Annotated in this window: 20 protein-coding genes; 13 read left to right on the top strand and 7 right to left on the bottom strand. The window is 60.0% G+C overall.

The features are described 5' to 3' along the window. Window positions 1-139: 139 nt before the first annotated feature. Both mgtE and efp read right to left on the bottom strand, forming a co-directional pair. Window positions 140-1,486 carry a magnesium transporter gene (gene mgtE, locus Enr13x_RS25825; RefSeq protein WP_145389676.1) on the bottom strand — a complete coding sequence of 449 codons (1,347 nt, stop codon included), beginning with the start codon at window positions 1,484-1,486 and terminating at the stop codon, window positions 140-142. Beyond that, complete coding sequence (gene efp / locus Enr13x_RS25820) at window positions 1,487-2,056, bottom strand: elongation factor P (protein WP_145389675.1); 570 nt, start codon at window positions 2,054-2,056, stop codon at window positions 1,487-1,489. Window positions 2,057-2,215: 159 nt separating this feature from the next. Here efp and epmB point away from each other — a divergent pair, with 159 nt between their 5' ends. Next, window positions 2,216-3,259: an EF-P beta-lysylation protein EpmB gene (gene epmB, locus Enr13x_RS25815; RefSeq protein ID WP_145389674.1), complete on the top strand. Its 1,044-nt coding sequence runs from the start codon at window positions 2,216-2,218 to the stop codon at window positions 3,257-3,259. Between the two features lie 161 nt (window positions 3,260-3,420). Next, window positions 3,421-5,055, top strand: a complete 1,635-nt coding sequence (locus Enr13x_RS25810) for an ABC transporter permease subunit (RefSeq protein WP_145389673.1) — start codon at window positions 3,421-3,423, stop codon at window positions 5,053-5,055. A gap of 104 nt (window positions 5,056-5,159) precedes the next feature. Here Enr13x_RS25810 and Enr13x_RS25805 read toward each other — a convergent pair whose 3' ends face one another. Beyond that, entirely contained in the window at window positions 5,160-5,831 is a 672-nt protein-coding gene (locus tag Enr13x_RS25805; RefSeq protein WP_145389672.1) for a glycine zipper domain-containing protein, read from the bottom strand. A 617-nt stretch (window positions 5,832-6,448) separates the two neighbouring features. Here Enr13x_RS25805 and Enr13x_RS25800 point away from each other — a divergent pair. Next, complete coding sequence (locus Enr13x_RS25800) at window positions 6,449-8,902, top strand: YidC/Oxa1 family insertase periplasmic-domain containing protein (RefSeq protein WP_145389671.1); 2,454 nt, start codon at window positions 6,449-6,451, stop codon at window positions 8,900-8,902. Between the two features lie 190 nt (window positions 8,903-9,092). Here the strand turns inward: Enr13x_RS25800 and Enr13x_RS25795 are convergent, their stop codons facing one another. Both Enr13x_RS25795 and Enr13x_RS25790 read right to left on the bottom strand, forming a co-directional pair. Beyond that, window positions 9,093-10,394, bottom strand: coding sequence for a PHP domain-containing protein (locus tag Enr13x_RS25795; protein ID WP_231743787.1), 1,302 nt, complete (start codon window positions 10,392-10,394; stop codon window positions 9,093-9,095). Between the two features lie 211 nt (window positions 10,395-10,605). Further along, a complete protein-coding gene (locus Enr13x_RS25790; RefSeq protein WP_145389670.1) occupies window positions 10,606-11,367 on the bottom strand; it encodes an exodeoxyribonuclease III in 762 nt (253 codons plus the stop codon). Between the two features lie 183 nt (window positions 11,368-11,550). Here Enr13x_RS25790 and Enr13x_RS25785 point away from each other — a divergent pair, with 183 nt between their 5' ends. Both Enr13x_RS25785 and Enr13x_RS25780 read left to right on the top strand, forming a co-directional pair. Then, window positions 11,551-12,303: an RNA polymerase sigma factor gene (locus Enr13x_RS25785; protein ID WP_145389669.1), complete on the top strand. Its 753-nt coding sequence runs from the start codon at window positions 11,551-11,553 to the stop codon at window positions 12,301-12,303. Between the two features lie 131 nt (window positions 12,304-12,434). Continuing rightward, the gene (locus tag Enr13x_RS25780; RefSeq protein WP_145389668.1) at window positions 12,435-14,294 is read left to right on the top strand and encodes a serine/threonine-protein kinase; all 1,860 of its coding nucleotides are present in this window, start codon (window positions 12,435-12,437) and stop codon (window positions 14,292-14,294) included. Window positions 14,295-14,327: 33 nt separating this feature from the next. Here Enr13x_RS25780 and Enr13x_RS25775 read toward each other — a convergent pair whose 3' ends face one another. Then, window positions 14,328-15,077 (bottom strand): ThuA domain-containing protein, encoded by a 750-nt coding sequence (locus Enr13x_RS25775; RefSeq protein ID WP_145389667.1) that lies wholly within the window; start codon window positions 15,075-15,077, stop codon window positions 14,328-14,330. Between the two features lie 209 nt (window positions 15,078-15,286). Further along, the gene (locus Enr13x_RS25770; RefSeq protein ID WP_145389666.1) at window positions 15,287-16,651 is read right to left on the bottom strand and encodes a DUF4912 domain-containing protein; all 1,365 of its coding nucleotides are present in this window, start codon (window positions 16,649-16,651) and stop codon (window positions 15,287-15,289) included. A gap of 978 nt (window positions 16,652-17,629) precedes the next feature. Between Enr13x_RS25770 and Enr13x_RS25765 the strand changes: the two genes are divergently transcribed. From Enr13x_RS25765 to atpG, 8 genes are all read left to right on the top strand, one after another. After that, window positions 17,630-18,004, top strand: a complete 375-nt coding sequence (locus Enr13x_RS25765) for an AtpZ/AtpI family protein (protein WP_145389665.1) — start codon at window positions 17,630-17,632, stop codon at window positions 18,002-18,004. Between the two features lie 115 nt (window positions 18,005-18,119). After that, window positions 18,120-18,560 (top strand): hypothetical protein, encoded by a 441-nt coding sequence (locus Enr13x_RS25760; RefSeq protein WP_145389664.1) that lies wholly within the window; start codon window positions 18,120-18,122, stop codon window positions 18,558-18,560. A gap of 20 nt (window positions 18,561-18,580) precedes the next feature. Next, window positions 18,581-19,627 carry a F0F1 ATP synthase subunit A gene (gene atpB / locus Enr13x_RS25755; RefSeq protein ID WP_145389663.1) on the top strand — a complete coding sequence of 349 codons (1,047 nt, stop codon included), beginning with the start codon at window positions 18,581-18,583 and terminating at the stop codon, window positions 19,625-19,627. Window positions 19,628-19,732: 105 nt separating this feature from the next. Beyond that, window positions 19,733-19,963 carry an ATP synthase F0 subunit C gene (gene atpE / locus Enr13x_RS25750; protein WP_390621001.1) on the top strand — a complete coding sequence of 77 codons (231 nt, stop codon included), beginning with the start codon at window positions 19,733-19,735 and terminating at the stop codon, window positions 19,961-19,963. Between the two features lie 119 nt (window positions 19,964-20,082). Then, the gene (atpF, locus tag Enr13x_RS25745) at window positions 20,083-20,763 is read left to right on the top strand and encodes a F0F1 ATP synthase subunit B (protein ID WP_231743786.1); all 681 of its coding nucleotides are present in this window, start codon (window positions 20,083-20,085) and stop codon (window positions 20,761-20,763) included. A 33-nt stretch (window positions 20,764-20,796) separates the two neighbouring features. Next, window positions 20,797-21,423 carry an ATP synthase F1 subunit delta gene (atpH, locus tag Enr13x_RS25740; protein ID WP_145389662.1) on the top strand — a complete coding sequence of 209 codons (627 nt, stop codon included), beginning with the start codon at window positions 20,797-20,799 and terminating at the stop codon, window positions 21,421-21,423. A gap of 86 nt (window positions 21,424-21,509) precedes the next feature. Next, a complete protein-coding gene (atpA, locus tag Enr13x_RS25735) occupies window positions 21,510-23,024 on the top strand; it encodes a F0F1 ATP synthase subunit alpha (protein ID WP_145389661.1) in 1,515 nt (504 codons plus the stop codon). 40 nt (window positions 23,025-23,064) lie between these two features. Next, entirely contained in the window at window positions 23,065-23,949 is an 885-nt protein-coding gene (atpG, locus tag Enr13x_RS25730) for an ATP synthase F1 subunit gamma (RefSeq protein WP_145389660.1), read from the top strand. The last annotated feature ends 9 nt before the right edge of the window (window positions 23,950-23,958 follow it).

The raw sequence follows: 23,958 nt of genomic DNA, 5'->3' as shown, positions 1-23,958 counted from the left end.
GTGTGCGGGCACGCACGCTCGTTGCTTAGCAACGAGCGGAATAGAAGTGTCGGATCTCTTGCAGTGGGATAGGCTTCCAGGGAGTCATTTCAGCATCGACAGGCTGGAAGCCTATCCCACTTTTTCTTCCGTGCGTTGCTTAAAGCATGACCCGCGCGATGTTGATGTAGATCACGATCCCCAGGATGTCGACGATTCCGGCGACGAAGGGGTTGCTCATCATGGCGGGGTCCAGGCCGAGTTTCTGGAAGATCAGCGGCAGTGCGGCGCCGAAGAAACATCCGACGATGATCACGGCCAGCAAGGTCAGCGGGATCACCAAGGCGGCAAAGGGTGTCGGCGCCATGAAGATCGCGACCGAATAGCCGATCGTGGAAAGGAAAACGCCCAGCACGCAGGACACCACGATTTCACGCTGCATCACGGTGCGCCAATCCGTCAACTCCAATTGACCGCCGGTCAGCGCGGTGATCACCAGGGTCGCCGACTGGCTGCCCGAGTTTCCGCCGGCGCTGATGATCAGGGGAATGAACGAGACCAGCCAGATATAGTTTTGCAGTTCTTCGTGATAGTGTTCCAACGCGAACGCGGTCAGCAGCGCGGCGAAGAACAAGATGATCAGCCAGATGCCCCGTTTCCAGGACAGATTCAGCAAACCGATCCGCAAGTAGTCTTGTTCCAGCGGTTCGACGGCGGCGATTCGGTGGGCGTCTTCGGTCAATTCTTCTCGAACGACATCGATCACGTCATCGTGGGTGATGATGCCCAACAACTGACGTCCCGAATCGACGACCGGGATCGCGAGCAAGTTGAATCGCTCGACTTTTTCGGCGACCGATTCCTGGTCTTCGTCGACTTCGGCGACAATGACATCGGTTTCCATCATTTCCCCGAGCGTTCGATCGGGATGTGATAACGAGGAAACGAGTTGCCGCGTCGACACGATCCCCCGCAGCAGGTTGTCGTTGTCGACGACGTACAGGTAGTAGATGGTTTCCAGCTCGCTGGCCTGTTTGCCGAGTTCCTTGAGTGCCTCGGCGACCGTCAGTGACTCGGCGAGCATCGCGACTTCGGACGTCATCAACGCGCCGGCGGTGCCCTCTTCGTAGGAACACAGTCGCAAGATGTCGCGGCGGTCTTCGACCGGCAACAGCGGCAAGATCGCCTTGACGCGTGCCGGGGAGAGTTGCTGGATCAGGTCGACGCGGTCGTCCGATGCGATCCGGTCCACCAGCGTGGCGACTTCGCGCGGCTCCTGGCCTTGCAACAGATCGACTTGTCGCTGTTCGTCGAAGTAGGAGAAGATCTCCGCACGCCGATCCAGATCCGCGTACTGCAACACCGACCACAGGTCGACGTCATCGAGCCCCTCCATGAACTCCGCGGTCCGTCCGGGATTGAGCGCCGTGCAGAACTCGACCAGCTCGGCCGAATTGCTTTCGGCCAACATCTCTCGAAGTTCGGGCAGCAGGAGCGGGTTGACCATTTAGTTGCTGACGCGTTCGCTGTACTCGCCCGTCCGCGTGTCCACTTTGATCACATTGCCGGTCTTGATGAATCCGGGAACGATGAACTCCGCACCGGTTTCGACCATCGCCGGCTTGGTCACGTTGGTTGCGGTGTCGCCCTTGGCGCCGGGGGCACAATCGGTGACTTCCAGTTCGACCATGGTGGGCGGTTCGACGATGATCGGGTTGCTGTTGTACGTCGTCATCGTGCAGATCATGCCGTCCTTGAGGTACTTCCAAATGTCTCCGGCGACATTCTCGGGCACTTCATATTGCTCGAACGTTTCCTGGTGCATGAAGACGTAGTCTTGACCTTGGCGATACAGGAACGACACGTCGGTGGTCTGAACGTCGGCGGCTTCCAACGAATCGCCGCCTTTGTAGGTTCGGTCCAGGGTGGTGCCCCGAATCAAGTTCTTCAGTTTGCACTTGTAAAGCGCGTTGCCTTTGCCCGGCTTGACGAACTGCATGTCCGTCATCAGGTAAGGTTCTCCATCGATTTGGACTTTCAGCCCTTTTCGGAAATCGCTGGTGTTGTAAGTTGCCATCGGTTTGTCCGGCTCCGTGATACAGACTTCTGCGGGGGCGATCAGGAGTTTCAATGACTCCCATCGGGGCGAGAGTTTACCGAGCAGGGGCGGTTTTGTCCCGACCGGGTAGAAGCTAGTTTTCTCGAACCATCCAGAAACCGCCCCGGGAACGGATTCATGCCACCCCCTGATTGTTCGTCCACCGCCGCGCCGCAGAAAAACGGTGACCCTTGCTCCGCCGCCAACACCCGCCCGGTCGGCTGGCAGCAGGCGATGAAACGCGCCATCCGCTCTCAACGCGAGCTGCGCCGCGTGCTGGGGATCGCGGCGGACCCCCAGGCGGAGCGGGCGGAGGCGTTCCCGACGTTCGTGCCCCTGGAACTTGTTTCCCGAATCACCCCCGGCGATCCGGGCGATCCGATTTTGCGCCAGGTCCTGGCCACCGCGGACGAACTCGGCGATCAGCCGGGGTTTGTATCCGACCCCGTCGGCGATCTGCAGGCACAGCGAGGCGGCGGGTTGTTGCACAAATACGACGGCCGCGCACTGATCGTCACGCACGGGGCCTGTGCGGTGCATTGTCGCTATTGTTTCCGACGCGAATTCCCCTACCTGGAAAACGGATCGCGGAAACAGTCGTGGGCGCCGGCCCTGCGGTACATCCGGGACGATGATTCGATCGAGGAAGTGCTGCTCAGCGGGGGCGACCCGTTGACGTTGACCGATGACGTGTTGTCGGGCTTGGTCGAACAAATTGAAGCGATCAGCCACGTCCGCCGGCTGCGGATTCACACCCGGCTTCCGATCGCGATCCCGCAACGGGTGACCGCAGAGCTTGTCGACCGGCTGGACCGTTCTCGCTTGGCCGTCTGGGTCGTCGTGCACAGCAATCACGCCCAAGAAATTGATTCTCACGTCGTCGCGGCGTTGGACCGGATCAGGCGTGCGGGGATCTCGGTCCTGAATCAGGCCGTGCTGCTGGCCGGGGTCAACGATTCGGTCGACGCACTGGCAAACCTGTCGTTGAAATTGGTCGATTCGGGCGTCCTGCCGTACTATCTGCACCAACTCGATCGCGTCCGCGGTGCCCGCCATTTCTGGGTGGACATCCGGCGTGGCAAACAGCTGATGGGCCAGTTGCGGGCGCGGCTGCCGGGCTATGCCGTTCCAAAATACGTGATCGAGCAGGCCGGCGAAAACTCCAAGACTCCGATCGCGTAGAATGTCGCACGTGCGGGATCGGCTTCCAGCCTGTCATGCGGTGGGATAGGCTTCCAGCCTGTCGATGCAGGACTGGAATCGCCGCCCGGGAGTCTCGCCCCCATCGACGCGTGCCCCATGCACGCGTCGGCAAGTCCCGTGATACGGAAATCTTTTCATCCATGTACGTCTTCGAAAATCCGGTCCTCCAACGCGAATTGCTGGTCAATCTGCGGACTAAGCGAGCGTTCGTGTTGCTGGCGGTCTACCAGTTGCTTTTGGCGACCGTGGTCGTCGCCGCTTGGCCCTCGGATCAGCGACTGGATCTGACGTCCAACCCGCCTTCGGCGACCAAGTTAGTCAACCTGTTTTTTCTCGGTCAATACGTGATCGCTTCGCTGATGGCCCCCAGCTTTGCGGCGGGCACGATCGCGGGTGAAAAAGAACGCAAGACCTATGAGATGTTGTTGGCCAGCCCATTGCGGCCCGGCGCGATCATCATCGGCAAGGTGGTGGCCTCGTTGACTCACATCGGCATGCTGATCATCGGTTCGCTTCCGATCATCGTGTTGTGTCTGCCGCTGGGCGGCGTGAGCGTCTATGAGGTGCTGGCCGCTTATTTGGGATTGATCATCTCGGTGGTGCTGTTCGGCGCGATCGGCGTGATGGCCAGCAGCTATTTCCCGCGGACCAGCAGTGCGTTGGTGGTCAGCTATTTGGCGATTTTGCCGTTGGTGATCGGGGCCTGTCTGTTCTGGGCGTCGATGGCCAGCGAGGGTGACTTGCGGCTCAAGATTTCTGCCATCGTCTTCCCTGCGTTCGGGCTGACCGCGGTGATTCTGATGGGTGCCGCCGCAGCCGGACGCATGCTCTATCCGCCGGACGTGGGCAGCGAAGGCAAGGAGGTGATCGATTTGGAACGTGAAGCGGAAGAGGCGGTCGGGTTGGTGATCCAACCGGACCAGTTTCCCGATCGATTGTTCGCCCCGCCCCGGAAAGACGAAATGATGGCCGACGGCGCGAATCCGGTCTACGACAAAGAATTGCACAGCGAGATCTTCAGCCAGGGCACGTTGATGTTGCGGCTGGTGATCCAGATCAGCATCTTGCTGGCGATCCCGATGATGGGCGTGTTCCTGTTCTTTCAACAACAACACGCGGCTTGGTTCGGCGTCTACGTGATCGTGTTCAACATGCTGGTCGGGCCATCGTTCTTGGCCAGCAGCATCACCAACGAACGCGAGCGTCAGACCTTGGACCTGTTGCTGACGACGCCGCTTTCGCCCGTCCAGATTCTGTGGGGGAAATTTGTGGTGCGGTTTCGAATCAGTTTCGTGCTGACGTCTTTTCTGATGTGGCCGTTGATTCTCGGTGCGGCGCTCAACACGTCGTTTTGGTCCAACGGATTGACGGTGCTGGGCATGTTTTTGATCATCGCCGCGGTCTGTTTGGTCAACTGTGTGATCGCGCTGGCGTGCAGTCTGTTTTCACGCAAGTCCTCGATCGCATTGCTGACGACCTATGCCGTCCTGCTGATGCTGTATGTCGCACCGCCGGCGGTCTCGACGCTGACCAGAACGTTGGAAATGTCCGCCCCGGTGATCGCCCAGGCCGATTGGACCGGAGTGGCGAGCCCGTTTTCGGCGTTGTTCGCACTACCGCTGAACGAAGAAATCGCGCCGGAGAACCCGGAGGTGAACGCCGGGAAATTGCACATCGTGATCGGCTACTTTGTCTTTAGCGCGACGCTGGTGATGGCGATCACCGCAGCCATGGTGCTGCGTTTGAGGGTGCGGCAAGGCCTGTCCGACGGCTAAGTGGGATAGGCTTCCAGCCTGTCAATGTTGAAAGGTGCGATAGGCTTCCAGCCTGTCAATGCACCACGCCGACAGGCGGAGAACCCGTCTCACCAACGCATGCCCTAATGGTGGCGGTAATAATACATCGGTCGGCGGCCGTGCCGATAATGCGGCAGCGGGTAATGCGGCAGGGTGTGTTGTTCGATGATGATCGGCGCCGGACGATAGATCCGCTGCTCGACAACCGTCGGCGTGGGGCGGGCGGCGGTCACGGGTGCCGGGGCACGTGGCGGTCCGACCGTTTGCAAGGCCGTGATCACGTTTTCGCTGACGCCCTGCTGGTGTAACGCAATGATGTCGGCGACCACGAGTTTGCCGAGATAGCCGCGTTGCCGAACTTGGTTGATGATCACCTGGTCGCTCAATCCACTTCGCGACATCGACACCACGTCCTGCAGCGTGACGGCGGATTGCTGGACCGCGGCCTGCTGCTGGGCGGCATACTGTTGTTGCTGGGCTTGGTAATACGCCGCCCGTTGCTGTTCCAGTGCCGCTTCCTTGTCGGCGGCGTTGCCCAAGATGCCTCCGGCGACCGCGCCGACGACGCCACCGATCGCGGCGCCCGCGCCGGCTTCGTCGTTGTGATCCCCGATCAGTCCCCCGGCGATCGCGCCGGCGATCCCGCCGAACGTCGCGCCGCGTTGCTGATTCGCCTGGGCGAATGCATCGCCGGGGGTGCAGATGGCGATCAAAACCAGGGACAGAAACAGGCCGAAAGGTCGTGTGGAAGTCATCCGTGAGAATCCATAGCCGAGAGGGAAATTGGCGTGTCGGGGAATAGCAGAAGGGGCGTGGAGGCGTCAATCGAAGTTCGCAGGACCAGAAAGCTCCTGATCGCATTCGCCCTGGGGGGCGTCGATTGTAGAAGTGACCAATTGGATCGTAGCGAACGTCGCGAGGACATTCGCAGCGCCGGCCCTCTCTGGCGTTTGCTTGCTGCGCAAACGCCGTCTCTCCCAGCGGGAGAGAACCTAAGTTGGTGATCGAATCCTGCAGAAAAAGAATCGACGTCCCGAAGGGCGACACCATCCGTTGCCGCGTCGTGCCGACGTTCCCCGGGTCGCCGGTGGAGTCGAGCAGATGGCGAGAATTTGCTCGTCCGGCCAGGCAATTTTCTCCGAGTGTTCCGATTTCAGCTGGTTCTGGCGTTTCCGCCCAGTCTTCTTGCCGGCTTCGTCTTCCCAAGATCCGCCTTGGGGGCCAGAATACGCGCCCGGAATGCCCGTTTTCGCCCCCTTTGAAACCACCGCAAAACAAATTCCCTGGTGTTCCGGATTGAATCCTGGCGTGTCGAACCGCGTCAAATCACCGCCGGTGGACTTCCCTACATCTCAACCCAACCGGATCGATCGTGGATCGCCGCACCTACACGTTTGTCGTCGCATCGGCGGCATTCCTCTTTTTTTATCTGTCCCTCCGCGCCGTCGTCGCACCGCCCCAGCCCGAACAGGGGCCGCTGGCGGACCAGGCGGCGGAGGTGACCGAGCAGGACGACGAGAACGCTGCGGCCGGTGAGCCGGTTCCCCCCACTAGCGAAGAAGTCTTGGGGGACGGCGATGCGGAGACCGAAGAGGGTGGGATCCAGTCGACCAAGGGGGCGACAAAGTGGTTCACCATCGGTTCAATGGATCCGGCCGACAAACAGAATCTGCTGATCACGTTCCGCAATCAGGGCGGGGCGATCGAGCGGATTGAGATCACGACCCGCAACGAGGAAGGCCGATTTGCATACCGTCGTGTGGACACGCGAAGCGGGTATTTGGGGTACTTTGCCGGCCGGACGAACGCACAGATCGACGGGGTCACGGTCAACGTCGTCGGCCCGGGGACGCCCGCCGCGCTTGCCGTCGCCACCAGCGGTGAAAAAGGGATCCAGGTCGGAGACGTGATCGTGGCGATCGGCGAAACCCCGATCTCCTCGGTCAACGACATCCAGGAATCGCTGGTGACCACCAAACCGGGCGAGACGGTGACCGTGGAAGTCGTCCGCGGCGGACCGACCGCGAAAACGCTGCTGTTTGATGCCACACTGTCTGAACACCCCCTGGATTTGATCCGGCTGGCAAACTACGGGGGTGAAGACGCGATCCCGGGCAATCTGGCGCGTCTGTCCTGTCTGGTCACCCTGGCTCAAGTGGGCCGCAAGGAAATCCCCATCGGCGAGCGTTCGCTGCAAACCTTGGCCGACCCGGAAACCCAAATGTGGACGGCCAGTCAACAAACCGGTGACGACGGCAGCCAAACCATCCGCTTTGAGACGACGATCGGATCCAAAGCCCTGCAGCCGATCGGCGGCGAAGCGGTGCGGATGACGCGATCGTTTACCCTGAATCCGCAAAGCTATGTCGTGGACATGGACGTCGAGGTCGTCAACCTCGGCGCGACCGCACAAAACCTGGCGCTCCGATTGGAAGGCCCCAACGGGATCACGCCGGAAGGTTGGTGGTACAGTAATAAGATCAGCCCCAATTTCAGCGGTGCCGCCGCCCGCGACGTGGTCTATCGCACCACCGCCGATGGGCATCGTCTGGTCAGCGGGATGACGCTGCTGAAAGAAGCACGCAACGACCCCAAGGACCCCAATTACGCAATCTTTGCCTCCGACAGCGGCGAGGCAGGCCGCGCGTTGGACTACATCGGCGTTGATGCGCAATACTTCGCCGTCGCCTTCATGCCGCCCGAGGACAAGACGTCACTGGGGGCTTACGATCGAGCCAGCGGGACGATCGTTGCCGATGAAGAGGACGTGGAGAAACACAAAGAGCGAGCCGTCAACGTCTCGTATTTCTTGAACGGCAAGACGATCGAGGTTCCTCCGGGGCAAGCGTTTGGTCAGTCGCTGCGGATGTACGCCGGCCCCAAAGAACCGGAGTTGCTGGAGCAATATGGGATCGGTGACTTCGTCTACTACGGCTGGTTCTCGTTCTTTTCCAGTCTGCTTTCGGGACTGCTGCATATCCTGCAAAGCATCGTCGGCAACTACGCCGTCGCCATCGTTCTGCTGACGGTGATCGTCCGCGGTTGCATGTTCCCGCTCAGTCGCAACGCGGCGGTCAATGCCCAGCGGATGCAAGAGTTGGCTCCGGAGATGAAAAAGATCGCGGAGAAATACAAGGACGACATGGAAGGCCGCTTGAAAGCTCAGCAGGCCCTGCAAAAGCGAGTCGGGTTCAATCCGCTGGCCGGTTGCTTGCCGATGTTTTTGCAGTTGCCGATTTTCATGGGGCTGTACCGGGCCCTGTCGGTCGACATCGACCTGCGGCAAAAACCGCTCTGGTCGCCCAACGGCTGGGCGTCCAACTTGGCCGCCCCCGATCAATTCATGTACTGGGGCGACTGGATGCCGGAATTCATCGCCGGTCGCGGCACGGGATGGCTGGGGCCTTACTTGAATATCTTGCCGATCTTCGTCGTCGTGCTGTTCATCACACAGCAAAAGTTGTTCATGCCGCCGGCCACGGACGAACAGACCGCGATGACTCAAAAAGTCATGACGATCATGACGTTGTTCATGGGACTGTTTTTCTTCCGCGTTCCGGCCGGCCTGTGCATCTACTTCATCGCCAGCAGCATGTGGGGCATCGGCGAACGCTTGCTGGTCAAGAAGACCCTGCCCAAGGGCAAGCACTTTGACCTGGACGCCGACGGCGATGTGATCGATGCGGTGGCCACCAAAAAAAACGCGGGCAGTGGTAAGAAAACGCTGACCGAAAAATTGCTCGACCAGGTGAACCAGAAACCGCCGGAAACCCCGGTCGCGCCGCCGAGCAAACGCAAGCGTCCGCCAAGCAAGAAGAAACGGTAATCGGCCGCTCGTTGCGAAAGTGACGGACTTGATCGTCGCGGAAGTCGCTAAGCCTTTCGCAACGCCGGCCCTCTCTGGCGTTTGCTTGCTGCGCAAACGCCGTCTCTCCCAGAGGGAGAGAATCTAAATGGGTTGCCAAACGCTGCCGTTAAACAATCGATATCCCCCGGCAGCGACGTAACATCAACCGCTACTTCGACCAGCCGACCGGCTGGGTCCAAGCCTGTTGCATCTGGTCTTTAAAAGACGGGTCGACGTGCGGCTGGTCGCTGGTGACCAACGCCCGCACATACAGCTCCTTGCCAGTCATCTGGTAGCTTGCCGAGGTTCCTTTTTGCGAGCTGACCACGACGCCGATCCGATCGTGATCTGTTGCGTCGCCCTTGAGCGTGGCGATGAAATCCGTCCGATAGTTCACGCTGTCTTCAGCCAGAATGTCGACCGACAATTTCCGAGTCGATTCGTCGAAGCGGACATCGTCCAGTGTGACGCCGCTGGAGGCATAGAAGTCGCCGCGCTTCATCGCTTGGATCAAGTGCTCCGGCGTCAGGAAGCGGCTGCGAACCATCACCCAGCCGCGGCCCGGGCGTGATCCCGGTTTGCCGTGGTACTCGTGAGAGTCGTCGGTGGCCAGTCCCATGATCGGTGCGACGCCGGCGATTCCACAGCGGATCGCGTTGATCTGGTCCCACATCTGCTCGATGCTGGGGTGGTCTTTGTCGCCCAGTTGATTGACGCCGGGGTGACCGTTGTAGACTTCGAAGAATCGCTCCGACACCACCGCGGCCAAGTCTTCGGCGGTCATCGCGTAACCGAAGTTCGGATGATTGATATGCGGCAACACCTCTCGCCCGTGCGCCTTTTCGTGTTCCAAGATGATTCGCAGGTTGTTCTGCATCGCTTCACGCACCGTCGCGCCGCCGGCCGGCGCGATCGCTTCGGCCAGATTAGTTGCGTTGATGTGAACCGGCTTTCCTTCGGACCGATCGCTGATCTCTTCGGCGGGGATCATGATGAACCGCCCCCGCTCCTCGACCAGATGGCGAAACTCATCGAGTGGTTTCAAACGCACTTCTTGATCACGGGTTTCAGGATTGGCACGCTGTTGCACCCAATGATCCCCGAAACGTTCTCGATAGCGACCGACGATGCCGGCATCGCTGCGGGCGACGATCTTTTGGACACTCATCCAGCGTGTGCCTTCACTCAGCACGTTGTGATCGGTCAGGGCAAGGAACTGGTAACCCTGCTCGCGATACCAATCCGCGATCATCTCGGGAAACTGGTCTCCGTCGCTCCATAAGGAGTGTGTGTGCAGGTTGCCCTTCCACCACCGCACCTGGTCGTTCATCACGGGGTCCGCGCAGGTGGCGATTGCGGGGAAGACGCCCAGGGTGGCGATCATCAAACAAAACAGTCGGTTCATGGTCAGTGTCGATTCGTAGTAAAAGTAGATTCCGCTGGTTCCCAGGCTCTGTCTGGGACCACGCATTTCTTGGAAGCTCGGGACGTCAATTGTATAAGTGGCGGAGTTGATCGTCGCGGAAGCCGTCAAGACTTTCGCGAGCCGCCGGCCCTCTCTGGCGTTTGCTTGCTGCGCAAACGCTGTCTCTCCCAGAGGGAGAGAATCTAAATCGGTTGCCAGATCCTGCAGTAATACAATTGACGTCCCCCGCCTCCCGATCGGTCCTTGCACGGCTTCGTCACGGCACCAGCGTCAATTCGACCGGGCAATGATCCGAACCATAGACATCGTGATGGATTTTGGCACCGGCCACACGATCCCAAAACCGTTTCGACACCCAAAAATAATCTAAACGCCATCCGATATTCTTTTCGCGTGCGTTGGAGCGATAGGTCCACCAAGTGTAGTTGCCGGGGCCTTGATCGAACTGGCGAAACGAGTCGATAAACCCCGCCTTGGCGATGTTGTCCAACCCGGCGCGTTCTTCGTCGCTGAAGCCTGCGTTTTTGCGGTTGGCCTTGGGGTTCGCCAGATCGATCTCTTGGTGGGCGCAATTCACATCCCCGCAAAAAATGACGGGTTTGCGACGGTTCAATTTTTTGAGGTACGCCAAAAACGCGGCATCCCACCGCTGGCGATACTCCAACCGCACCAGTCCACGCTGGGCATTGGGGGTGTAAACATTGACCATGTGGAAATCGTCGAACGTCGCGGTCACCACACGGCCTTCCTGGTCATGTTCTTCCTCACCGATCCCCAGCACGGTCTTGCAGGGAGCGACTTTGCTCCAGATCGTCGTGCCGCTGTATCCTTTTTTCGCCGCGCAATTCCAGGTCTGGTGGTAGCCGAGACCATCGGCCCAATCCAAATCCACTTGCTGCGGTTCGGCTTTGGTTTCCTGCAAACACAAGATGTCGGGCTGCTGGTCTTCGACGAATTGGCGAAACCCCTTGTCCATCGCCGCGCGGATACCGTTGACATTCCAAGAGACCAGTTTCATCGTTCAATTCTTCGAGTTCGGCGGAGCGGGCTATCGGGGCGGAAATCGTTGGATGCTAAGTCAGTCGTGGCGCGCTGGCAAGAACCGAGCGCCCTGGTCCACCGCGAAGGAGTCATCGAGCGATCATCTGGCTACAATAAACGCCGCCCTTCGTTTTCGCCGCTGCCCCACCTCCCCTGAATCATGACACTTGCCGGACGCCTTCCCTCGACGCGCTGGAGTTTGGTCGTTCGTGCCGGCGAGACCTCGGGGGATTCGTCGGTTCGTCGTGTAGCGCGGCAATCGCTGGAAGAACTTTGCGAGATCTATTGGCCCGCACTCTACGGATACCTGCGACGCCGCGGTCGATCGCGTCAGGATGCCGAAGACCTGATTCAGGGGTTCTTTGCCAACTTGCTTGAGCGGGAATCGATTGCGGCCGCCGATGCGTCGCGAGGTCGCTTTCGCGCATTTTTATACACGTCGCTGGACCATTACGTGGCCAACGAGCACCGTCGCGAACACGCGCTGAAACGGGGCGGAGACGCGACGACGTTTTCGATCGACTGCGGATCGTTGGACGACGTCGATCGGTCGTTCTCGGCCGACGCCCTCGCCGATCACGCGGGAGACCCCGCCACGCTGTTCGATCGCCAGTGGGCGCTCTGCCTGATCCGTCAAGCGCTTGCGGAACTCGAGCGGGATTACCAGGCCAAGGGCAAAGGGGAGTGGTTTTCCAAGCTTTCCCCCATGTTGACCTCGACCGACGCCGACGGGCCGTCACGTCAGCAAATCGCCTCCGAGTTGGGGCTGTCCGCGACGGCCTTGAAAGTCGCGATCCATCGGTTGCGGGCGACGTATCGACAACGCTTACTCGATGCAGTCGCCCAAACGGTTGAAAACCCCGAGGATACAGGTCGGGAGCGACAGTGCTTGTTCGATGCACTCGGCGAGTGAATCGCCGGGCCTGATTTCTCCGTTGATTCTTTTTTCCGCTGATTGCTTTTTACTTCTGTAACCCGGCCCCAAAACGTGTGTAGGAGACAACAGAGAGCCCGTTCCTGCCCCTCCGAACTCACGATTGCACGATGACCGAGACACCCTGTCCCCGCTGCGGCACGCCGATTTCCACCGATTCGGCGTCGAAGGATTCCGCTGATCTGGTGCAATGCCCCCGCTGTTTGCTCCGACCGCCTTGGGACAAACCGCATCCGGTGGCCATCACGCTCGGCCCCGGCCAAAGTTTTGTGCCGCCATCGATCGAAGAGTTGTCCGAACAGATCACCGGCTATGAAGTCGAAGCGTTGATCGGCCAGGGGGGCATGGGCGCGGTTTACCTGGGCCGGCAGAAGTCACTCGATCGCGCCGTCGCGATCAAAATTCTGCCGCCGCAAATTGCCGAACGCGCGGGGTTCCGCGGGCGATTTGCCCAAGAAGGCCGGGCGCTGGCAAAATTAAATCATCCCAATATCGTTGCCGTCCACGACTTCGGCCAAGCCGGCCCCTACGCGATGCTGGTGATGGAGTTGGTCGAGGGGGCGAACTTGCGCGAGGTGCTCGCCCAAGGCAGGCTTTCGCCGGCTGAGGCGTTGGAGATCATTCCACAACTCTGTGACGCGCTGTCGTACGCGCACGATGAAGGCGTCGTGCATCGCGACATCAAACCGGAAAACCTATTGTTCGATAGTCGAGGCAGGTTAAAGATCACCGACTTCGGCCTGGCCAAGCTGGTCGCCAATAAGACCGCCGCCGATACCGAGGACGGCACAACCGCCGATCAGGATTCCCGCGTGCCCGATCCGACACAGGGCGTGGTGGGGACGGTGCACTACATGGCACCGGAGCAATTGGAAAACCCCAGATCGGTCGATCACCGCGCGGACATCTACGCGCTCGGCGTGGTGTTCTACGAAATGCTGACCGGTGAATTACCGATCGGCCGATTTGAACCGCCCAGTCAATGCCTGAACGGTTCGGCTCTCGAGCAATCAAGCAAGATCGCGATCGACGTGAGACTGGACGACGTGGTGCTGCGGGCGCTCGAAAAGCATCCCGAGAAACGCTACGCCTCTGCCTCGGCGGTGATGCATGACATCGATGAAATTGAAAAGCATCCGAGACCGTCCGGCCGTGACCACACGCTGCCCAATGACCACCCTCGACGCGTCCGCGAAACGATTCACCGCGCGGGTCAAACACTGGGTGAATTCGCCGCAACATCGGTCGAATCGTCCGGCCAGTGGATCTCACACGCCCAAACAAGCTGGCTGCGCGATCCTCGCGTCGAGACACCGGCTTATGTCGGCGTCGGGATCCTTGCCCTCGGTATTTTCGGTGGGTTCTTCTTTGGAAATGGCCCCGGCAACGGCGAAGTCGGGGCTGCGTGGTTTGCCCTGGCTGCAATCTTGGCGATCATCTTGTCGAGAATCTCGCTGGCCCGCGAGTCGGAGTCCGAGGGCGGGCATCCGATCCTGGTCAGCCGGTTTGTCCTCGGCGCGCTGTACTTGCTTGTCGCCGTTCCGATCCTCATCGCCCCGGCCATCGCCACGCCTGCGCTTTGGATGGAGATCTACGACGATCCCAGGGACATCGGACGGCTGGGCTGGCTCCGGGACTGGGTCCAAGTGGTCTCGCTGACGGTCGCGGTGACCGCGACAGCCTGGCTTGTGTTGCTCGGCGTGCACGTGGCGTTTCCACGGTTGTTCACGACCGTCTTTCGCCCCTTCGTCGGCGCGCTCTCCCGTGTGACCGCGATTTCACTGGCCGTCTTTTTGGTCACACTGATCGCCGCGGCCGGCTTCCTACTTCGCCAGATGCCCTACCAAAGCTACACGCCGGGCATTGGAGTCGCCGAAGCCGACTGGGACAAACTTTCGCCGCGAGACTTCAGAGACATGCAGGATGAACTCATTGAACGAAGACGCGCCGAACAGACCTTCGAACGATAGCGGGCCACTGCTTCAGCAGCGACCTGCGCGCTGTCACTTGCCCGCTGCCCAAACCGTGCCGTTGACGATCAGGTTCAGAAACACCTTGTCTTCAAATGTCTCGTTGGAGTGGCCGTACGTCGTGCCGAACACACGTGCTTTGCCGTACTGGTTGGTCCAGATCACGGGGTGCTCCGAGCCGTCCTTCTCACTTTTGCTGGTCGCCAAGGCGGTCGCGCTGGGCCACAATTTTTCGATGATGTAAAGCTCATCGAACTGGATCACGTGCCCGTCGGGAAACGACTTCATGATCGGGTGGTCGGTGGCCTTCACATCGACCTTGTACGAACTCTTGTGGTCGTGACGTTTGCTGGTCACGCCCAGTAGTTGGCGCCAATCATCGATCGCCGCGTCGCGGTAGGTGTGCATGGCACAGTGGATCACGACCGCGGGCAATCCTTCAAAGTGCGGCCCGGTGATGGTGCGGATGTAGTCGGCATCGGTCGTCTTGGCGAAGCACTCGTTGTGAATGCAGACGTCGAAGTTCTTGGCCCAATCCGATTCCCGATAAAAATCAATTTGAGCATCGGTGCCGTTGCCGCCCTCGTTGACCACCGTCCAATTCGCCGCGACGCCCGCTTTTTCAAAGGCCAGCTGCAAGGACTTGGTTTGAAAGTCATAGTCGTGGCAGCAACCGCTGGTGATCAGCAGAATACTCAGCGGTTTGGAATCGGCGGCCTTGGTGGTGGCGGCGAGAAAGAAAAGACAGACGAGTGTCAGGGAGGTGAGAAGAGTGCGTGGCATCACGGTACGTGGGGTATCAGAGTGGTTGGCCACACGCACGGAGTGAAAGCGGTGGGCGGATGACTTGGATCGCGCCGGAGTCGGCGACGCGATGCGGATTGCGGCAGCGCTCCCCTCACTTCGATCGCCCCTCCCGGGAGGAAGGGGGGTCGTTCGTTCAGTGCCGCGTCTAGAGATGGCAGGCTAGAAGCCTATCCCACTGGGCCGCGCTACATGTTGTCCTTGACGTCAACGGCTTCCATCACTTTGGTGTTGCGTTCGACGGCGATCACGGTGGTCCGCTGTCGCATCCCGTCGCGGCTTTCGGCCGTCACGGGCAACACCTGGCGCTTGTCGGGCAGCTTCATCCGGACGGTAAACGTTCCGTCGCTCTGCAGTTTGACGGGGCGTCCACCGAGCGAGACCGACGATCCCGAGGCGGTTCGGCCGAAAACGATCAGCTCCGCGTCGACTTCGAACGGCAGCTTGCTTTGCCGCAACAACGTCGGATCGGCCGTCAATTGGCCCTGCGAACCGCGCGTCGGCATCGAGCGATGCAGCCGCTCTTCGAAGATTTCTTTCAAATCGCCGCCGTCGGTGTCGTAGCCACCGCTGAGCGAGTAGATTCGTTCGTAATCGTCGGCGATGTCATGCCAGTGCTCGTCCAGTCGCTCGCACTCGCCCGGGCTGGGCGTTTCGACGATGTTGCTGCGGCAGATCGAATGAAACTGGTCATCGGAGGTGATGTAGCCGATCGCGACGCGGAATCGAGTCGGCGGATTTTGGACATCGACGTACCAGGTGTCGACGCCGCCGTGAATCGGGATGTCGCGTTGGACGGTTTCGGCGATGTTGTTGGCGACGTCTTCGACTTCCATCACCCGCAGCACGGGCTTGGCCGTGTGCCAGCGTTCGGCCAACGACGACTCGGCCCGGGCCACGCTCGCCCGCGTGATCTCCCACGTCGCTTGCAGCCAATAGGAATCGCGAACCATCAAAACGATGCGGTCGCGGTGGGGCTCACCGGCCCGCGTCCGCTGGGGGCCGTTTTGAACGGCCGAGCCGCCGACCAGAGTGCCGGTGGAAAGATCGCGGTGTTTTTCCGCCTGCTCTTTTTGCCGACGAAGTTGTGCCCGAATCCGCGCGGTCTTTGCCGACACTTTGGGGGCCCGCATCTCCGGCAGCGGTCGGTCGTTGAGCGAAACGTTTCGCCGCGACCTCGGTTTGGTGCTGCGCGACGCCTTGGCGGCCGCGGGCCGCGAGCTGGACATCGACTTGGCCTTCGACGCAACGCCCTCGCCGTTCTTTTCCGCTTGGGCCTTGGTCCGCCGTGCACCGCCCGACGATGGACTGCGTGACGCTGTGCCGCGTGACGAACTCGACTTCGCCGTCGCGTTGCCGCCGGTGCTCCGCGACGGAGAGGAAGAGGAGGTCGAGGAGGATTTCGATTTTCGACGCAGCCGCCGCTGGGTCTTGCTGATCGCGTCCACCAGCTCTTCCTTCCGCATGCCATGCCATCCGGCGATGCCATAGTTCTTGGCCAGAGCGGCGAGTTCACGCCGCGTCTGTGACTTGAGATCTGCCGTTTTGATCAAAGTACTATCTCCAGATGTGCTTGTCGTGCTGGCCAGCCGCCCGTGAACCTTGCTGCATAACATTGCTGCAATCCACGAGTTAAGTCGGCGTTATCGTTTTGACTCGTTCGCTTTCCGGCGGGGCAGCGATCATCGCTGCGACGTCCTGGGGAAGAAACGATTGGAAAAGCACAAACCTCGAAGGGTCGGCCCATCCGCGTCTTGGTAGGTAGTCTGCTGCTCATCTGATTTCCAGAAACCGGTGCGTCTTCCCCCGAAGAGAGGGGAGTTGGCGGGGTCACCTTGCCGCTCAGGAACCATTAACGGAGCAATCAACACCGCAGTCATTATGCCAACGCTTTGGAAAAGTTCCAGAGTCGTCCCGGAGGATTGACGGGCTTGTGACGAGATTTTGCCCGCAAACCGCGGGAAAGACTGGGAAAACGAGTGCAAATTTTCTGCGGATTCCAGACGCTAATGTAGACGGCAAGTCTATTTTGGGGCACCCAGGGGGCTGCTCTCCGCCGCCACATGGGCATTAAGTGAAGTGATCTGTTCACCAGTGGAGTTGTCGTCACCCTCCGGCACAGGAGTCTGTGCAGCTGTAGAGTTGCCCTCCGGTTCGGGGGGTGTCGAAGATAACTTGGGTGGGGGGGGCTGGCGGCTGTCGCTGAGCGACTCCGAGTCACGTGGGCCCTCCCCGCTCCGAGCGTAAGCTTCTCCGTCACCCTCTCGGAGGGAGGGTGGGCTTCTGGGCCGGTTCGTGTGGTGGTGCTCTCCGCCTCTGTCCCGCCCCCCCCGAACTTCGGTTGCCGGCAGGTGCGGCTATCGGTCGCCCCTCCTATCCCTGTCCGGCTCACCAATCACACTCTACCCGCGTCACGTGGTGAAGCAGACTCCGCCGGGCCGTGATCGAGCAACGCTTTGATCCGGCGCGGAAGCAACTGGTCGACTGATAGGCGGTCAACCGGACTTGAGATCACTGAACAAAGGTGCACAATGCCGGAGCAAGATCGGTCGTCAGGGCGATCGGACCGGCGGCGAGATCGCACCGGCGAGGTGTCCGGCGCCGCAAAGGACCGGGCCCCGATTTGGATCCGCCTGTCCGGTGCCGGCCTGGAGCTAGCCTTCATCACGATCGTGTTTGGTGTCATCGGTGCAGCGATCGACCGCCACCTGCAATCGGCCCGCCCGACTTGCTCGGCCATCGGCGGATTACTCGGTTTCACCCTTGGCATGATTCGGTTCATCCGCTTGGCGACTTCGATCTCGAATCTGCAACGGCAGATCGAGCAAAGCCGGCCGGGCGGCGACGAGCCTGGCATGACACCACGTGACGCGTTACCGCCAGACAAGAGACGCCCGAACGATTGAACGAGCGAAGGGCGTCTTCTTTCACGGCGTCCCGAACTCCACCATTCACACCGACACCGTCGGACCGTATTCCGTTGACTGGCCTAATTCGTTGACCGCCCTTCGCTTTCCCATCTTGAACACCTCCATGGTCAGCAGTCGGCCTTACCTGTGCTGCCTCGTCGCGATCGCGATTGCGTGGGCGATCGGGATGTTGGCGTGCTGGGCGGTCGTTGCCGGCGGCCTGCTGACGGTCCACGCGTCGCTGTTGGTCGTCATCGGCCTGGGCAGTGGCGGAGTCGCCGTTGCCGGCGGATTGCCGGGGGTTGCGGCCGAGATGCTGCCGAGTCGGGGCGAGTCACCGGCGCGGATCACGTTCGGTTTTTCTGCCGGAGTGATAATTCGGTTGTTTGGCACTGTTGCACTCCTTGGTCTGTGTAGTTATCACTTGCCCGCCGCCAAGAAGGAAATCGCGGGAATGATTCTCGCGTGGTACGTCTACCTGACTTCGATCGACGTCGTCGCCCTGGCGATGCTTTTGCCACGCCGAGACCGAGCGGCCACCACAAGAAGCTAAATAGCCAAGCATTCAAATCAATGAATCTGTTATTCGCATCTGCCGATGATCCACTTTCGCACGTCGTGCCCCACGCGTTGCATCACGAGCCGCTGTTCACGGTGAACGTGGGTGGTCCCGAAACGAACATTCCGGCGTTGTTTATCAAGGACGGCCAGTACAGTTTTTACGTCACCAATCATCTGATGATGACCGCCGTCACGGCGATCGCGGTGATGCTGGTGTTTTGCTACGTCGCGACGAAGATTCGCGTCAAGGGCGAAGGCCTGCAAGCCTACCAGACCAAGGGGCGACTGGCGCAGTTGTTCGAGACGGTCTGCTGGTTCATCCGGGATGAGGTCGCACGGCCGAACTTGCACGAGCTGACCGACAAATACATTCCGTACATATGGACGGTGTTCTTTTTCATCCTGTTCTCCAACGTGCTGGGTCTGATCCCATTCGGCAGCGGCCTGCACATGGCCGGGCTGATCTGGAGCGACCACGCGAGCGACTACGGCCATTTCGGCGGCACGGCGACGGGCAACCTGTCGCTCAACGGGATGTTGGCGATCTGCAGTTTCGTCGCGATCTTGTTCATCGGGATCCGAGAGACCGGTGCAAAGGCCTTTTTCTCCCACTTCAACCCGATCGGTTGGGACGGTCCCAAGGCAATGTCCTTCGGCCTCGGATTACCGCTGTATGTGTTGGAGTGGTTGGGGTTGCTGATCAAGTGCGTCGTGCTTGCGATGCGGCTTTTTGGGACCATGATGGCCGGCCACCTGGTGGTCGCGGCGATCGTCGGTCTGGTGTTCACGGCCGCCTCGGTGTCACACCTGCTGGGCTATGGCGTCGGCATCGCGGTGGTCATCGGCTGCATCGTGCTGACGTTGCTGGAGTTGTTCATCTGCATGCTCCAGGCCTTCATTTTTACCTTCCTGACGGTCCTGTTTATCTCGACCGTTGCGGCACACCATGGCGACCACGGCCATGAACACGAACACGATCCGTTGAGCGATGAATCGCAAATGGATCTGGATAAGTTGATTGAACCGTCGCGGCTGGCCGGATTGGCCGATGCGTCATGAATGACTAACCCTTTGACCTTTCCCCTTTTTTGTGCGTCCGTTCCTTTGCGAGAAGACGGGCGACGAGAGAATTCTAGGAGCGAACCTGAGATGTTTGAATTCGCAATGATGCTGGCTCAAGAGGCTGCAGAATTTGGCAAGATGGGTGTCGGTATCGGCATCGGCCTCGTGATTTTGGGTGCCGGCTGGGGCATCGGTCGTATCGGTGGCGGCGCCGTCGAGGCGATCGCCCGTCAACCCGAAGCAAGCGGAACGATCAGCACGCAGATGCTGATTTCGGCCGCACTGATTGAAGGTGTGACCGTGATCGCGTTGATTTTGATGTACCTGCTGTAGTTCGCACGAACTGTAACAACTAGAGAGATCGGCCGCGTGTTTCGGTCGGTCGCCTCGCTTTCGCGGCAGTGAAGCCGAGGCGGCACTCCGATTCTGGTTGCCCACCCTTAGGTAATTTGATGTCGTATATGCGTTTTGCCTTGATGGCTATCGCCGTTTCCTTTGTCGCCGTGGGGCCACCCGTGGCCCTGTCCCCGGTGTCGCTGTCCCCGATGTCGGTGCAAGCCGCCGAGGCCGCTGCGGAGTCGTCCGAGGGCGGGGCTGATGATGGCGAGGCTCATGATGAGGGTGCGCACGAGCCACTGCCGCCCATCCTGTCGTTCGACCCCGGTGCGGCGGTCATCAATTTGGCGATCTTTCTGGGGACCTTTGCGGTGCTCGCGAAGTTCGTTTGGCCGGTCATCCTGGGCGGCTTGAAGGCTCGCGAGGAAAAGATCGCCGGCGATCTGGAGCAGGCCCAGGCATCCAACCGCAAGGCGGAAGCCACCCTGGCCGAGTACCAGAAAAAGGTGCAGGACGTGGCTAACGAAGCGCAGGGGATCTTGGCCGAAGCGCGACGTGACGCCCAGGCGAACGCGACAAAAATTGTCGAGGAAGCCAAGGCCGACGCGCAGCGACAAGGCGAGCGTGCCGTGGCGGACATCGAAACCGCCAAGAAAGTGGCGCTTGCCGAAATCGCCAGCCAAACGTCCGTGCTGGCCATGGGAGTCGCCAAACAGGTCGTCGGTCGTGAACTGAACCCCGAGGATCACGCCGAGTTGATCAAGAAAGCGCTCGAGCAGGTCCCGAGCAACAACTGATCCGAGCCAGGCGAACCACCTTTGGAATTAGCGATGGATACTCCCGACGACGTAAAACATGAAACGGTGATGGACACCGGAGCCGAGCAGCTGGGGAAAACCTACGCGCAAGCTCTGCTGGCTGCCGCCCAAAAAGCGGGGCGGACCGAACAGATCGTCGATCAACTCAACCAGGTGGTCGACCAGTACCTGCGCAAGAGTCCCAAGCTTGCCGCCGCGTTCGCTTCGCCGCGAATCGATCTTCACGAAAAGCATCGGGTCATCGACAAGGTCTTCGGCGGTGATTTCGATCCGTTGCTGTTGACGTTTTTGAAGGTGATGGCGTCGCGAGGTCGACTGGCCCACGTCGCGGCGGTTCGGGAGGGCGTGTTGACGTTGTTTGACGAAATGAGCGGCCAGGTGCTTGCGAAAGTCAGCACGGCGGTCCCGCTGGACGACGCCCTGCGGGCATCGATCAGCGAAAAACTGGGGACCGCGACCGGAAAGAAAGTTCGACTTCAGGAAGTCGTCGACGCCGACTTGATCGGCGGCATGGTGATCCGAATCGGAGATACGGTTTTCGACAATTCCGTCGCCAATCGCTTGAATGGCATCGCCAAACGAGCCAGCGAGGGATTTTCGGCCAAGATCGCTGAGAAATTCGATCAATTGACCCAATAACAATCGGAAGCTGCCTCCGCCTGATCGGGCTCCGCTTCCACAATCGACCTATCAAAACCACAAACACTCTGACGCATTAGATTGCCATGAAATTTAGCAGCGATGAAATCGCATCGGTCTTGCAACAGGAGATCGAAAACTTCGACAGCAAGATCGACGTCCGCGAAGTCGGTACCGTCCTCGAAGTCGGTGACGGGATCGCGCGTGTGTATGGTCTTTCCGGTGTGATGGCCGGTGAGATGGTGGAGTTCCCCAACGGTGCGATCGGCCTGGCGTTCAACCTGGAAGAGAACAGCGTCGGGGTGATCATTCTCGGTGACTACCTGACGATCCAGGAAGGCGACGAAGTCAAGGCGCTGGGGACGCTGTTGAGTGTGCCGGCCGGCGATGCGGTCGTCGGACGTGTCCTCGACCCGCTCGGCAACCCGTTGGACGGCAAAGGCCCCGTGCAATCGGACGTCACCCGCCCGGTGGAAATCATCGCGACCGGTGTCGCCGAGCGGCAGCCGGTGACCCAGCCGATGCAAACGGGGATCAAAGCGATCGACGCGATGACGCCGATCGGCCGCGGTCAACGGGAGCTGATCATCGGCGACCGGAAAACCGGCAAGACCGCGATCGCCATCGACGCGATCTTGAATCAAAAGGGTCAAGACGTGAAATGTTTCTACGTCGCCATCGGTCAGAAAGACAGTTCGGTCGCCGGCGTCGTCGACGTGCTGGAAAAATACGGTGCGATGGAGTACACGACGGTCGTGGTCGCCGGGGCCAGTGCACCCGCCCCGCTGCAATACGTCGCGCCCTACGCCGGGACCGCGATGGCCGAACACTTCATGTTCAACGGCGGCCATGCCTTGATCGTCTACGATGACTTGAGCAAGCAAGCGGTCGCCTACCGTCAAATGAGTCTGTTGATGCGTCGCCCGCCGGGCCGCGAAGCATTCCCCGGTGACGTGTTCTACTGCCACAGCCGTCTGCTGGAACGGTCTTCCAAACTGTCCGACGAACTCGGCGGCGGATCGATCACCAGTCTGCCGATCATCGAAACGCTCGAAGGCGAAGTTTCCGCGTACATCCCGACCAACGTGATTTCGATCACCGACGGCCAGATCTACGTCCAGCCCGACCTGTTCTTCTCCGGCGTTCGCCCGGCAATGAACCCCGGGATTTCGGTCTCTCGCGTCGGCGGTGCGGCCCAGATCAAGGCGATGAAAAAAGTCGCCGGCGGCTTGCGACTGGACCTCGCGGCGTTCCGGGCCTTGGAAGCGTTCGCCCAGTTGGGAACCGACCTCGACCCGGCCACCCAAGCCCAATTGGACCGCGGTTACCGGATGGTCGAACTGCTCAAGCAACCCCAGTACCAACCGCTTTCGGTCGCCGAACAGGTCGTCAGCTTGTTTGCCGGTACCCAGGGTCACCTGGATGACGTTGAAATCAAAACCGTCCAGCAATGGGAAAAGGATTTCTTGCAATTCATCAACGACAAACACAGCTCGTTGCTGGAAACGCTGACGGAGAAAGGCGAGTTGTCCGACGACATCGTCAGTGCCCTGGAAGCTGCCATCAAAGATTTCAAGGCCGGCTACACCCCGACCGCCTGATCCGATTCACTGAAACCATTCCGTCACCGTTTAACGATTCATGGCCAACGCAAGAGCGCTTGATAAACGACGCAAGTCGATCCGCAACATCCGCAAGATCACGCGGACGATGGAGCTGATCGCAACGGCGCGATACAAGAAAGCGATGGACCGGGCACAAGCCGCGACCGCCTACACCGAACAGATCACTCGGATCGTCGGGCGGTTGGCCGCGTCCGGTCTGGATGTCCAGCATCCGTTGCTCGAACAACGCGACGAAATCAAGAACGCGCGGATCCTGGTGCTGACCAGCAATCGCGGGCTGTGCGGCGGTTACAACGGCTCGGTCCTGCGGGAAGCGATGCCGTTGATCAAGGAATTGAAAGGCTCGCTGCCCAACGTTGATGTCGACGTCAGCGGCAAACGAGGCGTCGATGGACTCGCGTTCCGCGGCGTCACCACCGACGAAAAACACCTCAACTTTGAAGACCAACCGGCCTACGCCGAGGTCGAGAAAATCGCCGAGTCGTATCTTTCCCGATACATCACCGGCGAATTGGACCGGCTGGACGTGGTCTACACCAAGTTCATCAGCACGTCCAAGCAAGTCGCCACGGTCGAAACCCTGCTGCCGCTCGGTTCGCTGGGCGATGACACCGAACCAGACGATGCCGGTGGCACCAACGTCGAATACGAATTCCTGCCCTCGGCGGAAAGCATCCTCGAAGAAGTCGTCCCGACCAGTTTCAAAGTCCGGTTGTTCAAGTGTTTCTTGGACGCCGCGGTCAGCGAACAAGTCGCACGGATGATCGCCATGAAGGGCGCGACGGAAAACGCTGGCGACATGATCAAACAGCTCTCGATGACTTACAACCGGGCCCGACAGAGCCAGATTACCGGCGAGATCATGGAGATCATCGGCGGCGTCGAAGCTTTGGAAGGTTAAATCCACACA

This window comes from Stieleria neptunia (assembly GCF_007754155.1).
GTDB classification, from domain to species: domain Bacteria; phylum Planctomycetota; class Planctomycetia; order Pirellulales; family Pirellulaceae; genus Stieleria; species Stieleria neptunia.
This window is presented reverse-complemented; position numbering and strand designations above follow the sequence as displayed.

Excerpts from the sequence above, each read along its gene's own strand:
- Enr13x_RS25780 (WP_145389668.1), top strand. The coding sequence starts at position 12,435 with ATGACCGAGACACCCTGTCCCCGCTGCGGCACGCCGATTTCCACCGAT.
- Enr13x_RS25810 (WP_145389673.1), top strand. The coding sequence starts at position 3,421 with ATGTACGTCTTCGAAAATCCGGTCCTCCAACGCGAATTGCTGGTCAAT.
- atpE (WP_390621001.1), top strand. The coding sequence starts at position 19,733 with ATGATGCTGGCTCAAGAGGCTGCAGAATTTGGCAAGATGGGTGTCGGT.
- atpB (WP_145389663.1), top strand. The coding sequence starts at position 18,581 with ATGAATCTGTTATTCGCATCTGCCGATGATCCACTTTCGCACGTCGTG.
- atpA (WP_145389661.1), top strand. The coding sequence starts at position 21,510 with ATGAAATTTAGCAGCGATGAAATCGCATCGGTCTTGCAACAGGAGATC.
- Enr13x_RS25765 (WP_145389665.1), top strand. The coding sequence starts at position 17,630 with ATGCCGGAGCAAGATCGGTCGTCAGGGCGATCGGACCGGCGGCGAGAT.
- Enr13x_RS25795 (WP_231743787.1), bottom strand. The coding sequence starts at position 10,394 with ATGCGTGGTCCCAGACAGAGCCTGGGAACCAGCGGAATCTACTTTTAC.
- Enr13x_RS25805 (WP_145389672.1), bottom strand. The coding sequence starts at position 5,831 with ATGACTTCCACACGACCTTTCGGCCTGTTTCTGTCCCTGGTTTTGATC.
- atpG (WP_145389660.1), top strand. The coding sequence starts at position 23,065 with ATGGCCAACGCAAGAGCGCTTGATAAACGACGCAAGTCGATCCGCAAC.
- mgtE (WP_145389676.1), bottom strand. The coding sequence starts at position 1,486 with ATGGTCAACCCGCTCCTGCTGCCCGAACTTCGAGAGATGTTGGCCGAA.
- atpH (WP_145389662.1), top strand. The coding sequence starts at position 20,797 with ATGGATACTCCCGACGACGTAAAACATGAAACGGTGATGGACACCGGA.
- efp (WP_145389675.1), bottom strand. The coding sequence starts at position 2,056 with ATGGCAACTTACAACACCAGCGATTTCCGAAAAGGGCTGAAAGTCCAA.
- Enr13x_RS25790 (WP_145389670.1), bottom strand. The coding sequence starts at position 11,367 with ATGAAACTGGTCTCTTGGAATGTCAACGGTATCCGCGCGGCGATGGAC.
- atpF (WP_231743786.1), top strand. The coding sequence starts at position 20,083 with ATGTCGTATATGCGTTTTGCCTTGATGGCTATCGCCGTTTCCTTTGTC.
- Enr13x_RS25785 (WP_145389669.1), top strand. The coding sequence starts at position 11,551 with ATGACACTTGCCGGACGCCTTCCCTCGACGCGCTGGAGTTTGGTCGTT.
- Enr13x_RS25775 (WP_145389667.1), bottom strand. The coding sequence starts at position 15,077 with ATGCCACGCACTCTTCTCACCTCCCTGACACTCGTCTGTCTTTTCTTT.
- epmB (WP_145389674.1), top strand. The coding sequence starts at position 2,216 with ATGCCACCCCCTGATTGTTCGTCCACCGCCGCGCCGCAGAAAAACGGT.